A 13,621-nucleotide genomic window follows, 5' to 3' on the forward strand; every position below is an offset into this window, starting at 1 on the left:
GCCATCTGCGACTGGAACGCGCGAACACCAACCGCACCGCGCCAACCTGAAACAAACGAACATCACCCGCACCGCACCAACATGAAACATACGAACACCAACCGCACCATGCCATAGGTGGTGCTCACCACACTCCACTAAGCCGTCACATGTGAAAAAATAACCCGGTTATCACGCTCTCTGAGCGTCACCAGCGGCACCCGTTGCGCACTGGGTTGAACAGCGCGTTGCAGGAAAGCCAACAATGATGGCGCAAAGTGCTGCGCTTCGGCTGCCTGCGGGCAATGGGCACGGAAAATATCCAGATCCAGGGTGAGATTGCTGCCATCAGCATCGGCGCGCCAAATCAGATTAATACCATCACCTGCGCCGCCCGCCAGCACCTGGCGCTGTGTATCTATGCCAGGATAGTGCGGAGCATCAAACGGCTGCACGTTAATAAACGGCGACACAAAAAAACGCCGATCCTGCGCAACACCACGATCCTGGCCCAGCTGACGCAGGCGATAACCTGCGTGACGGCGCAGGCGCTTCAACTGCTGCACCATGGCAGGCAGATAATCCGCCAGTTGGGTCTCGGGGGTTAAAACCACCTGCATCGGCACCGTATTCACCGCGAGCGCGGCAACGGACGCGGCGGCAAAACCCCGGCGATTCATCACCGGCATCCACATCACCCGCTGATCCTGCTGCATCTTCACGGGCGGCACGACCTCAAACAGCCAGGCAGCGGAAAGGGCGATCAACACATCCGGCCAACTCAGATCATAATCCGCGGCCAACTGCACCAACGGCTCACTCAGCGCCGCCGCGATGGGCTGGCTACTGCTCAACGCACGCTGGCCATAAGCCGCATCGCCTTTATTCACCTGCGGCAGTGAAGCGATATCCGGCAGTGCCTGCTGCCAGAAAAGGCGATCTTTTGCAGCACGATCGGACGTTGGGTAGGCCTGCTCCTCGGCGTGGAAAGTGCGGAAACAGCCCAGCTCCGCACCGGCGGCGGTATTATTACGCATCGCGTTGTAATGGGTTGCGACACGGTGTTCAATCAGCGCCATCGCATAGCCATCCACCATGATGTGATGCGTACGCAAATACCATAAACAACGCTCAGGGCTGATAACAAACAACCCACTATGTGTAATGTCCGACCCAGTGAGATCGGCCACCCGTTGCGTATCCTCCCGCATCTGTTGCATGGCCAGCCGCTCACCGTGCGGCTGCTGCTGTAAATCGATCAACTGAAGGTGGGGACTCGCGCGTGAATCCAGCCGCTGCTGCGCCTGATCCGGCACGGCAGCGGAATTAAAACGCAGGCTAAATGCGGCGACTTCCTGCAACGTCAGGCTAATGGCCCGCGCCAGCAGTGCCACATCCACCGCACCGCTAAAACGGGTACAGTGGGCCACAGTGGCAAAAGTCTGCTGCGGATGGAGACGGTACTCTTCCCAGAAATCGAGCTGTGCAGAGGTCAGCGGTAGCCATTCGGTGCTAAGAACGGTGTGCGACATATCACTCTCCTTGAATTATCACATCGTCGTATAACGCTTAATCGCGGCTCAGCTACGCAGCAACTGCTTCACGTCAGCCACATTTTTGCACGGCAGCAACTGCCCCACGGTCAGCGTGCGCTCCGTGGCCAGGCTTAACTTCTGCGCCACCGCCCGCAGGTGGGGCAAGGTCAATCCGAGCGCTAAAAACGGTGTCTCATCACTCCAGCTCGCCTCTACTGACTTACCGATCACACTCGCGTAACAGGCGATAATCTGCTGGCCCAGATCGGGGCTGGCAGCGGCATCCGGCTGACTGAACTGGGCGCGAATCTGATGGCGATCGGTCTTACCGTTGGCGGACAACGGTAATGCCGTGGCGTGAATAAACCGGGTTGGCGTATGGGTTGAAGGCAGACAGTGGCTGGCCCAACGGCGCAGCTCGCCCTGGCTCATCGGCTGCTGCGTCTCGCTCAGGTAAAATGCCCCCAGACAGGTATCTCCGCTGCTGGCATCCACATAATCCACCACTACGATGTCACGAATCGCACTGTTCGCCGCCAGGGCTTCTTCGATTTCCGGCAGGGAAACGCGGACGCCGCGAATCTTCACATAACCGTTAATTCGACTGGCGAACATAATATTGCCATCGGCACGGTAATAACCCTGATCGCCGGTTCTGAACGTGCGCACCGGTGTGCCATCGGGCTGCTTCACCTCGACAAAATCCTGCTGATGTATCTCGCCGTCGGTGAGATAACCCAGCGCCAGATTCACCCCGCTGGTGTGAATTCGACCGACCACGCCTGCCGGGCAGTGACTGCCATCGGCATGACAAATAAAGTACTGATTACCATGCAGCGGCTCGCCATAAGGCACGGTGCCACGTTCTTGTTCACCGATGGGATGCCAGATGCTCCAGATCGTGGTCTCCGTCGGCCCACCGAGTGAATAGAGCTGAATATCTGGCCGCAGCGTGCGCAGCTGTGCCACGGTGGCGGGTTTAATGTAGTCCCCACCTTGCGCCACCAGACGTAGCGAAGCCAGGCTGGTCGCGGTTTTGCAACTCAGCAGCATCTCCAGCATCGCGGGCACTGAACACCAAATCGTGACACCGTAACGCTCAACCAGTTGATTCCAGCTAATCGCATCCTTTTCCTGATGCGCAGCAGGGAGCACCAGCGTGGCTCCACTGCACAGTGCGCCGAACAGATCAAACATCGACATATCGTGATGAGGGGGCGTCACGGAAATCAAAACATCCTGGGCGCTGACCTGCCAACGCTGCACGGTCTGTGCGATCACGTTGCCGGTGGCCCGGTTATTCAGCACCACGCATTTGGGCTTGCCGGTCGTGCCGGAAGTATAAAGATAGTAACTGGCATCCTCGCTCAGGCTGCGTGTCTGCAACCAGCGGCTCTCGTGCAGGCGTGCAGGAGGTGCCGCGGAGTGCAGAAGTGCTTCAAACGTCACGCCGCTATTCAGTTGGCCGTGATGAATCACCAGCGCAGGCTGGCAGTTCTCCAGCAAATAGGCACGACGATCTTCCGGTGAATTGATATCGATGGGCACCCAGACAATACCTTGTAGCACGCAGGCCAAGGCCAGGCTGATATGCTGTGGCCCGCGCGGCAGACAAATGGCAACTACTTCCCCCGCCTGAACATCTCGCTGTTGCAGGGCGGCCATCAACTGCTTTACTTGTTCACCTAACTGGTGATAGCTCCAACGCTGGTCGTCGCAAATCAATGCGGTTGCCGACGCTGTTGCGTTGAAAAGTCGCTGGCTCAGTTGCTCCAGCCAGGGAGCCAGCACCGCGCTGCTCTCCGGGGTATTGCGTTGATAGTGGCGATAGTCGATGAACTGCGCCGCAGGCAACTCCAGCGTTTCCTGCTGGCTGCTGGCCTGGAAGCGCTGCTCCAGCGCCGTCATAAACTGGGTAATCAGGCTGGCGGAGAGCACCTGCTCAACATAATCCACGCGGATCAGCAAATTCTTCTGCTCATCCAGCATCAGACGAATATCAATCGCGACCTGAGGTGTCTGCGTCAGCCCGTGGTGATAATGCATGTCGCCTTCGGCGGACAGCGTCTCCCAACTCAGGCAGTTAGTAATGATCACCGGTAGCGCCGGGCCACCCTGGGCTTGCTGGCTCAACGCCTGTGACAAGTCCACACCCGAAAAGGCCAGATGATCCAGCGAACGCAGAACATCGTCCTGAAATGCCTGCGCCCGCGCTGCCAGTGAGGTGCTGTCAGTGCGCTGGTAGCGCACGGCAATAAAGCTGGACTGATTACTCAGGGCATTATCCGCGGCAGGAAACGCCACCGGCACACCCACGCAGATTTCGCTGTCGCTACTCCAGAACGCCAGCGTGTCGAGAATCAGCGCGGATAACACGCTGTTACGCATCAACCCTTCGGCGGAACCGAGGCGGCCTACTTTGCGCAACTGCTCACGCGGAATGCACACCTGCTGACTACGAAACTGTGCCACTTTTACCTGGGCCAGCGGCACCTGCCACGGAAGCGCGGCGGGCGTGGTCATGGCCTGTAAACGTGGCTGCCACCAGGCGGCATCGGCCTGGCGCTGCTGCTCGCTAAAGGCCACGGGGGCGGCGGCTGCCCGCACCGGTTTCAGCGGTTGGTCGTCAAACAGACGGGCCGTAATTTCACCGATGCCGGGGCCATCGAGGATCAGTGCGTCGAAGCTGGTGAATACCACGTTTGGATGTGGGCAACTGGCGGGGAGCTTCACCGCCGCAATGCCCCACAGCGGCTGCTGCGGATCGTGGCACATATGCGCATAACGTTCACGCAGGGCAGCCAGCCGTTGCTCGGCCGCTTCGACAGGTAATGTGGTGTAATCGAATAACTCAAAATTAAGCCGGGCTTCGGGCAACACCCGCTGTGTCAGGCGCAGCGGATCAATACAGGTACGCAGGGCATCATGATGCTGTATCAACTCAAGCAGCCGCTGTTGCAGGCGATCCACATCTAACTGTTGACCGCGATACTCGCGGAAATCATGCATTGCAATGCCGCCCAGTGACCAGCGATCGCTACGGCCCAGCAGATAAGCCTGTTGCAAAGGCGTTAAAACACTTTCCATGTTGATTCCTGTGGTGGTTCTGAAAAACGGTGTTATGCCGCAAGCGCGGCCAGCAATTTCTCCGCAGCCTGCGGGCTGGCAGGCTGACGTGCATGTATCTCCGCTGCCAGCGCTGAGATAGTGACGGTGTCACGCAATTCCTGTTCGCTGAGGCTGACTCGCAGGTATTTTTCCAGCACTTGCCGCAGTGGCATTAACGCCTCTGGGCTGAGATTGAATTGGCGCAAATCTGCTTCTGCATCGGTATGAATATTCATGCGGCTCAACAGGCGCAACAGCAAATCGCGCAGCGGCTGCTGCTGTTGCCATGCCTGAGGGGTCGCGCGTGCCAGTAATTGCCCTACCGGCAGTGTCATACCCGGCTGATGCCAGGCGGTGAGATGCAGCAGTTGCTGCCAGCACGCCAGTAAACGCGGCAGTGTGCCCGCCGGGAAGGCATCTTCCCGCACATCCCAGTTGATCAAGATGCCATCATCATGGTGCGCCACTTGCGCATCCAGCATCACTTCCGGCCCCTGTGAAATCACCCAGCTCAGCTCACCCAACGTCTGTTTGACCTGCGGAGAGAACAGCGTGCGGCCCTGAATACCAAAGCCAGCGGTAAACACGATTGGCGTCGACTGCACGTTGCCGTGTAGCCGCGAAAGATCGCGCGCTACACTGACGCCAGGGTAATCCGCATGACTAATCAGCTCGGCCAGTTGTGCCATCAGGCGCTGGGTGAAAGCCACCAGCGATTCTCCGGCACGAATTTCAACCGCCAGCAGCAGCACTTCTGAAAAATCGCCAATGATGTTATCCACCGCAGGCATCAGCGGTTCACGGAAGAACATCGGCACATTGAGGCGAAAACGCGTCATCTTCCAGCCATGACTCACGCTAAGGGCGAAAAGCGCCAAAAACAGGGCCGAAAGGGTCAGATGATGCTGGCGCGCCAACCGACTAAGCTGGGCGGAATGGAGGGCGGAAAGTTGTAGTGCCAGCCGGTTACTGCGACAGGGGCCAGGGGCTGCCAGCGGACGCGGTGCCGGTGGCATGGTGGCCAGTTGCGACTGCCACCAGAGACGCGCCCGGCTGCGACGTTCAGCATCAGGGGTATTGAGCGCCAGATACTGTAGCCATTGTGACGCCTGTAAATCCTGCGGCGTTGGCGGCAGTTGATGATAATAGTCCGCCAATGCTTCAACTAAAATACGGAAACTCACGCCATCGCAAGCGATCATGTCGACATCGATATGTAAACGGCTGCGATCATCTGGCAGTAACGTCAGGCTGATTTCACAGGCTACGCCCTGGTCCAGCGCCAGTTTTTGCTGGCTTTTAGCATAGCGCTTACTTTCAAGACCTTGCGCAATCGCGCTGGCGCTTTCTGCTCGCCAGTCATCCAGTTGTAGACAGTGGTGTTCGTTAAGTGGAGCAATACTCTGCTCACCCGCAGGGCTTACCTGTAAACGCAGCGCCGAGTGCTGTTGAAACAGGGCGCGGACCGCCTTCTCCAGCGGGGCAACCTGCATCCCTTCGCGGTCGAATTCAGCGTAAAGGTGCGCGGCAACGCCACTCAGCGGGCCATCGGTTTGACGTCCAACCCAATAGGCGGCTTGCATCGTTGTTAACGCTTTCATCGTTATTTCTCTCTTCATCCTGAATCATAAACTGCAAGAATATATGTCATAAAATTTCAAATGAAAACGATTATCATTATCCCGTTAAATGTGTGGGATTTGTAAAACAAAAACATCTGGAAATATTTAATTCACTTTTAACACACACTTTCACATCTTAATTAAATGATTTTTATATGTATTTTCACGAAGGTGAAAAACTTTCTCATTTCGTGTGATTACATTGTGCGATTATTTTTTTACAAGATCGTGATAATGATTTGCATTCAGAAAATGTAAACATTATCGTTGCTAACAATTTTTTACCGTGACAGGCAAAAAACTGCCTTTTTGGGACAAGAAAAGCGGTGTTCTGTCAGGTTTAGAGCAGGGGGAAGCGAGGCCGGGAAGCCCGCCCTGTTCAGTTGTGAAATGTGAGCCCCGGCAAGATTTATCTATTGAAAAAACATGCGCGTTTTTTACCCTCTGGGATGAAGGAGATAAGATAAATGGGCAAGCTCTCTGCGGCTCAGGTTCGACATTTTGCAGTGACAAAACGACACACAGCTAGCGCGTTTTCCACTCTGGTTTTTGGACTTTGCACGTTGCTGCCTGGCAGCGTTATTGCGGCTGAAACCAACACCACCGAAACAACACAACCCGCTGCTCAGACCCCTGACAGCAAGAAAAAAGAACAACAAGATCAAACGCTAATCGTAACGGGCGAGAAGAGTGACCGTACTATTTTCGACACCGGTTCCAGCGTGGAGGTCTTCGACCAAAAACGTATTGAATCGATGGCGAATGCCACCAAGGTTTCTGACCTGCTGCGCATGACTGCTAACGTAGTTGATACCGGCACCGGTAACGATCTGCCTACCGTCCGTGGTATTGACGGATCGGGCCCGAGCACCGGCGCAGGCGCGTTTCTTAGCGGTACCCGCCCACGTCTTGGCCTGTCCGTGGATGGCCGCTCGCTGACCTACAATGAGCAGGCTTACAGTTCGCCGTCGCTGTGGGATATGGATCGGGTGGAAGTGTTCCTTGGCCCACAAAGTTTCATTCAGGGACGCAACGCCATTGCTGGTGCGATTGTCATGACCAGCAAAAATCCAACGTTCGATACCGAAAGTGCCTTTAAAGGCGGTTTTGGCAACTATAACTCTTCACAACTGGCGGCGATGTTCAACGTACCGATTGTGGACGAGCAATTAGCGTTGCGTGTGAGCGCTGAGCGTCAGAAACGCCGCAGCGATGTGGATATGCCTTCCTATCAGCCGGTAGGCGATCCGCGTGAAGTGCAGACCACCACCGCACGAGCCAAACTGCTGTATAACCCGGAAAACTGGCGTGATTTCACCTCGCTGTTTACCTTTAACCACGCCGATAACGGTTCACCGCAGAACGAATCAAATGACCCGTTGGTCGATCCTTCCAGCGCCCGCTATGACTACCGTCGTCCGGTATTCAAAAGCAATACCAATAGCGGTGTCTGGAACGTGGCCTGGGAGCCAACCCAGACGTTAAAAGTCGAGAACAACATCGGTTATACCGGCTTCAACGTGAATCGCTACACCGGTTACAACTTGCCTTATGCCCACATCAAAGGACATGAACTTCAGGTAGAGCCATCAGTCCACTTTGGTGACAGGGATACCGTGGTGCGCGGGCTTGCTGGTTTACGCTACTTCGATGCCAGCCAGGACGAATATGTCTATCTGTTCGGCGGTTCAACCTTCGAAGATAAGACCAAAACGGCCTCGGCTTACGGTGAGTTAACCTATTCACTGACGCCAACCGTCGACCTGACCGGCTCCACCCGACTGGAGCGTGAACACCGTACCCGTAACGGCGGCAGCGGCAGCGTACGTCTTGATTTTGATGAGACGTACAACGTGTTCCTGCCGAAGGTCGACCTGGCATGGAAACCGACCGATGTGCAGACCTACGGTGCACGTATTGCGCGCGGTTACAACGCCGGTGGTGCCGGGATCACCCTCGCAGCCCCTTACACCAACTACAGCTACGGTGCTGAGTATGTGTGGAACTATGAACTGTATAGCCGCCATCAGATTGGTGATGTGCTGCTGACCAGCAACCTGTTCTACAACGATTACAAAGACATGCAGTTGCCGTACTACCTGTCATCCTCCTCATCGGTGATTCGTAATGCCGATAAAGTGGTGACCTATGGTGCGGAGTTTGGTGCCAACTGGACGCCAAGCCTCGACTGGAACCTGTTTGGTAAAATTGGCCTGCTGGATACCAAAATCAAAGAGTTTGGTGGCAGCGGTGTAGAAGGGCATCAGCTGGCACGTGCACCGCACTTTACTGCCAATGGCGGAGCGAAATATCAGTTCCTGCAGAGTTGGGAAATCAGTGCCGATGTCTCCTTCTCTGATGGGTATTTCTCAGCTTACGACAACGATGCACGCGGCAAAGTGGGCTCTTACTGGACGGCTAACGCCCAGCTGGCTTACACCTTTACCCGTGGACGCGCCACGTTGTTTGCCAAGAACCTTTTCGATTCAGATCGTTACGTGATGATCAGCAGCAACAATATCAATACTGCGATTCAACAGCGCGCGGCCTTGTATGGCGTAGCACTGGAACTGGATTTCTGATTTAACCGTTCACCGGGGGCTGAGGCCCCCGTTTTTTTGCCGCAAGGCGGATAAGAAGGAGGTAATGCTGTGAGTGACGCATTCCATACACTGCTCAGTGATAGTGAATTGGCAAAACTGGACCAGGCTTTCGCCGCAGAGGCACCTGCGTTTTCGCCGTTGAGTGAGCAGGAAGAGGATCTGTGGTTTCGCCATCAGCAAGGTGAAGCCGCTGCGCTGCAAACACTGCGTGCCTGGCATCTGACAGAACAGCGCAGCGTGGGCGAAGTGATTGTTGCCCTGGAGAATATGCTGCATAACACGCCTGCCATTAATGTGGGCTACGCCTTTGATGATGAGCAGGGGATCGTTAAATTTGCGTTGAATGCCGTGACCCGGGCGATTTCCCTCACGGCGGTTGATGATGAGAGTGCGGCAGCAGAATGGCTGCAAACGGCGCAAACACAGCCGTTAGCATTAGATAAACAGATTCCGTTACGGCTGTTACTGCTCAGCCAGCCTGATAACAGCCTGCTATTAGGCGTGGTGCTGCATGAAATCGCCCAACTCGACGCGGCGACCTTGATTCAGGCGGTTGAGAGCGAATGGCAACAATCCCACCCGGCGGATGTTTTGCTGGCGAGTGAATGGGAAGTGCAGGCCGCCCCTGTCGCAATCTCGTCGCCGACTGCGAGTGCGGCGGGAGATATCGATGCGGCGATCAGCGCCCTGATTCTGGCTGAATTCCGCAGTGCGTTAAACGCGCCGGAAATGTGTGCCGGCGATGACTTTTTCGATCACGGTGGCCACTCTTTAGTCGCCACGCGTGTGATTGGCCGTCTGTTGAGCGAGCATCAACTGGCGGTGAATATCAACGATCTGTTTAATCACCCCAGCGCCGACGCGCTCTCTGCCTGCGCTAAGCCATTGAATGCAGATCAAAGCCGGAATGCGGCGACAGCCGAGATACACCAGGTCGATGCACCGCTTTCTCTGGCCCAGGCTTCATTGTGGAAAGTCTATGAAGCCTTTGATCACGACGATATTTTCAACTTACCGTTTGCCATCCGTTTCCTCGATGCGGTCGATGAAGACGCGCTACGTCAGGCCTTTATTGATGTGATGGTGCGCCATAGCGTCTTACGTTCGCTGTTTATTCCTGGGCCTGATGGCGTACGTCAGCAGGTGGTCGCCGAGGCCGCGCTGTCAGACTATCAGTGGTTTGGCTACTCCGATCGGGCACCTGCGGGTGAATGGGAGGCGGTGCTGGCGCAGGTGAGTGATTACCAGTTTGATTTGACGCGTGAACTGCCGTTACGTGCCACTTTCCTGCGTGACCACCAGAACGGTCAGCAGATCCTTTCGCTGTTGTTCCACCATGTGGTGCTGGATGAGTGGTCGCTGAATCTCCTGATGGAAGAACTGGGCCAGGCCTATGGCTATCGTGCAGCGGGGCAGCAACCGGCGTGGACGCATCAGCCTCCGCCGTTCCAGCGTTTCGCGCAGCAGCAGCACAGTTCGGGGTTGCAACAAGCGCACCTTGATTACTGGCTGCAACACCTGCGTGGCGCGCCTGTTGGCCAGCCTATTTTTGGCTCTGATCAGGTGAATTCAATGTCACAGCCGTCCGATGCGGATGTTACGCCGGGCTGGGTCGAGTTTACTGTGCCAGAGCAGGTTGCCAATGGTTTGTATGCCTTAGCCAGACGTAATCACGCCTCGCGTTTTAACGCTATTTATTCAGGCATTACCAGCGCTTTGCATCTGTTGGGCGCACCGGCCGATATGCTGGTCGGCACCTCGACTTCCGGGCGCAATGACGCCAGCTATTTCGACACCATCGGCTATTTCACTACCGTGGTGGCGCACCGTATTCGCTTCGGTGAGGCGTTGACCGTTGATGGATTAGTGAATCAGGTCAGAGACACTATCAATGATTCACTGCCGTACAGCGATGTTCCTATCGATCTGGTAGAAGAAGCGCTGTTTGGTGCGGATTCAGATCGTAAAAACCATATGTTTGAGGTGTTTATTCAGATTCACACCCGCATTCTCCTGAACGGTGAGTTCCCACTGCAGGACGGAGGCTCGTTGGCCTACCGTCAGGTGGAGCCGGATAAACCGGGGGCGTTGCTGGGGCTGCAATTTGAAGTGTTGGAAGAGCAGATTGATGGCATAGACAACCTGCGCGTGCAGATGACGTACCGCACAGATCACTACACCACGGATCAGGCGGAGAAAATTGCTGCCACCGTGCAGCGAGTGTTTGCCGCATTTGCCGCAGAAGAGAATCACGCCGTTGCGCTTCAGGCTCTGGCGTCAGCTGTCACACAGTAAGGCTTTTATAAGGAGATAAGGTTATGTCTGCACCATTTACTTCACCGCGTACGTTGATGTCGCTGCTGATGGGGGCCTCGATGCTGGTCGCCAGCGGAGCCCAGGGCGCGGAAGCGCCGATTCGCAATCAGGATATTAGCCGCGCCGCGTTGAGTTCCACGCTGGTGGAGATGGCGTTTAGCCCTAAGCAGCAGGCGGTGTTTGTTAGCGCACCAGACTGGAAGCAGGAGACGCAGTCGCGCGTGTTACGTCTCGATCCCACTACCTTAAAGATTGAAGCAGAGATCCCGCAGAAGGTGAAAGGGTTTGGCGTAGCGCTGGATGATGCCGATAACCGTTTATACCTGACGCAAGGTTTTGATGGTGCGGTTGGGGTGGTGGATACGGCCACCAATCGCAATCTGGCGGAGATCGCACTGCAGAATAAAGTGAACCTGGAGCAGGCTTATCGTGCGGCAGGGTTGCAGGGTGAGAAGTTGGATTTCCTGCTGGCAGAGTTGAAGCGCTTTAAGCTGACGGATGATTATCTTTATAAGATCCGCGAGATTAAATTCGATGCGAAAACCGGTCGTCTGTTCCTGCCGGGACTGGGTTATGGCGTAGAGAGCGTGCTGTTCGTGGTGGATACCAAAGCCGGTAAGCTGGAGAAAGTGATTCCCGGTTTCGGTTTCTATGCGGTGGGGATTGCGTTGGATGAGAAGGGCCGTCGGGTGTTTGTCTCCAATATGCAGGGTCAGTTAATGACGCTGAATACGGATACGCTGGCGTTGACGTCGGTAAAAGAGATTGACGCTGACCAACTGCTGAATCTGGTGTATGACCCAGCCAGCAATCGGGTTCTGGGTGTTGATCAGGGTATCGATCGTGATAAGTATCGTAATCACTATCTTGATAAAGCCTATACGCGCCGCAGCACCGGCCATAAGCTTTACGCAATCGATGCGGACAGTGGAAAAACGTTGGCCTCAGCAGAGACGGATGAGGTGCCAATTGGTCTGTTGTTAGATCAGAAGAATCAGCGGATTTATGTGACTAACCGCAATGGTGTGCGTGAAGAGCACGGCAAGGGAACGCTGGCGGTGTTTGATGCGAAGACGCTGAACCGGTTACAGACGTTGCCACTGCCGCCGCATCCAAACAGTCTGACGCTGGACAGCAAAGCCAACGCTTTATACGTTACCGTGAAGAATGATATCACCGCGACCAAAGCGGGTGAGAAAGAGAGCGTAGTACGTATTCAGCAGTGATGTTTGACAGGTGTAGGTGACGTTGTCACTTACACCTGTTCACGCAATTTCGGTTAACTCTCATATGTTGCGCTAAATCACAGTTTGCTAAACTTACGCCTTTGGCAATATAGAGAGATTGAGTGCGTATGGTTTCCCGTTTTACCCTTACCGCCGTGGTAGCAAGTAGTTTCCTCACCGCCTGTGCTCAGCATTCGCCGGGTGATGCTTCGCAATTTGAGGGGCCTTCTCAGGTGTCGATTACCCATGTGGTGACACGGACTGACGACGGTTCACCTGTGATTGTAACTATTGATGGCAAAGAAGCAGGGCGATTACCTGGCGGGCAAACCACCTCGTTTAATCTCAAGCCAGGTTCCCATGAGATCGGCGGCTATGTGCAGACGCTGTTCGGTTATGGCCGGGTGACGATTACCTCATTGAAGATCAATACGAATAGCAATCAGCTGTCAGAGATTGATTACCGCGTTGTGCGTGCGCCGGGCTTTAAGCTGGTGAAACAGACGAAGCTGACACCACCAAAACCCCCAGAGCCAAAAGGTGAGCCGTTACCGGTGCCTCAGTTAGAGCAGGTGTCGACGCTGCAGGCTACCGGATCCAGTGCTCAGCCTGTGAGTGCGACCAACACCGCAGGAGCCGCAACAACTGAGGGCGGACAAACTGCAACGCCATCTACTGCTGCCACTACGCCTGAGACAACGTCAACGGTGACAACCGGAACCGTGAGTACTGCCGGTACTACTGCGACAACATCCGGTACAGCAACAGCCGCGAGTACTTCAACCAGCGTTACCGCTCCAGCAGCCAGCACAACGACGACGCCGGCTTCAACGGCGGCAACCACTACAACAACCCCTGCTGCTACGACTTCTGGTTCGGTAACCACAACCACACCAGCGACGACAGCAGCAACGACCGGCTCAACGTCCAGCGTCACGCAGGCGACAGGTACAGCAGTGACCACCTCCAGCACAGATAGTACGGATGCGAGTGCCGCTACGACTGACAGCACTGCGACCATCAGCGCCGCTAGCGGAACGACAACTTACTGATTGTTGGACCATCCTGGGTGAGAGGGTGTCATGAATGGTGGTGTTCGTGCGTTTCAGGTTGGCATGGTGCGGTGGGTGTTCGTGCGTTTCAGTCGCAGATGGCGGGGAGTGCCGTAAAGACGCCGTGAATCCATCCCTGGAGGCTCTGCCGCCGCATCCATGCGGCGGAAGCTTTACTCT

General features: G+C 55.5%; 7 protein-coding genes. 4 read left to right on the forward strand and 3 right to left on the reverse strand.

From position 1 onward, the window contains the following. Positions 1-137: 137 nt before the first annotated feature. From B880_RS25430 to B880_RS0122640, 3 genes are read right to left on the reverse strand one after another with little or no spacing between them, the layout of a single operon-like run. The gene (locus B880_RS25430) at positions 138-1,511 is read right to left on the reverse strand and encodes a condensation domain-containing protein (RefSeq protein ID WP_017349747.1); all 1,374 of its coding nucleotides are present in this window, start codon (positions 1,509-1,511) and stop codon (positions 138-140) included. A gap of 48 nt (positions 1,512-1,559) precedes the next feature. Beyond that, positions 1,560-4,601 (reverse strand): amino acid adenylation domain-containing protein, encoded by a 3,042-nt coding sequence (locus B880_RS0122635; RefSeq protein ID WP_020376729.1) that lies wholly within the window; start codon positions 4,599-4,601, stop codon positions 1,560-1,562. A 32-nt stretch (positions 4,602-4,633) separates the two neighbouring features. Beyond that, the gene (locus tag B880_RS0122640; RefSeq protein WP_020376730.1) at positions 4,634-6,223 is read right to left on the reverse strand and encodes a condensation domain-containing protein; all 1,590 of its coding nucleotides are present in this window, start codon (positions 6,221-6,223) and stop codon (positions 4,634-4,636) included. A gap of 488 nt (positions 6,224-6,711) precedes the next feature. On the opposite strand from B880_RS0122640, the gene B880_RS0122645 reads away from it, so the two are divergent. From B880_RS0122645 to B880_RS26815, 4 genes are all read left to right on the forward strand, one after another. After that, positions 6,712-8,826, forward strand: coding sequence for a TonB-dependent receptor (locus B880_RS0122645; protein WP_017349748.1), 2,115 nt, complete (start codon positions 6,712-6,714; stop codon positions 8,824-8,826). 69 nt (positions 8,827-8,895) lie between these two features. Further along, positions 8,896-11,142, forward strand: a complete 2,247-nt coding sequence (locus B880_RS0122650; protein ID WP_017349749.1) for a condensation domain-containing protein — start codon at positions 8,896-8,898, stop codon at positions 11,140-11,142. A gap of 23 nt (positions 11,143-11,165) precedes the next feature. Then, positions 11,166-12,389 (forward strand): YncE family protein, encoded by a 1,224-nt coding sequence (locus tag B880_RS0122655; RefSeq protein WP_017349750.1) that lies wholly within the window; start codon positions 11,166-11,168, stop codon positions 12,387-12,389. Positions 12,390-12,517: 128 nt separating this feature from the next. After that, complete coding sequence (locus B880_RS26815; RefSeq protein WP_157060609.1) at positions 12,518-13,441, forward strand: hypothetical protein; 924 nt, start codon at positions 12,518-12,520, stop codon at positions 13,439-13,441. Positions 13,442-13,621 lie beyond the last annotated feature (180 nt).

It is taken from the genome of Pantoea sp. A4, from assembly GCF_000295955.2.
GTDB classification, from domain to species: domain Bacteria; phylum Pseudomonadota; class Gammaproteobacteria; order Enterobacterales; family Enterobacteriaceae; genus Pantoea; species Pantoea multigeneris.

Excerpts from the sequence above, each read along its gene's own strand:
- B880_RS0122635 (WP_020376729.1), bottom strand. The coding sequence starts at position 4,601 with ATGGAAAGTGTTTTAACGCCTTTGCAACAGGCTTATCTGCTGGGCCGT.
- B880_RS25430 (WP_017349747.1), bottom strand. The coding sequence starts at position 1,511 with ATGTCGCACACCGTTCTTAGCACCGAATGGCTACCGCTGACCTCTGCA.
- B880_RS0122655 (WP_017349750.1), top strand. The coding sequence starts at position 11,166 with ATGTCTGCACCATTTACTTCACCGCGTACGTTGATGTCGCTGCTGATG.
- B880_RS0122645 (WP_017349748.1), top strand. The coding sequence starts at position 6,712 with ATGGGCAAGCTCTCTGCGGCTCAGGTTCGACATTTTGCAGTGACAAAA.
- B880_RS26815 (WP_157060609.1), top strand. The coding sequence starts at position 12,518 with ATGGTTTCCCGTTTTACCCTTACCGCCGTGGTAGCAAGTAGTTTCCTC.
- B880_RS0122640 (WP_020376730.1), bottom strand. The coding sequence starts at position 6,223 with ATGAAAGCGTTAACAACGATGCAAGCCGCCTATTGGGTTGGACGTCAA.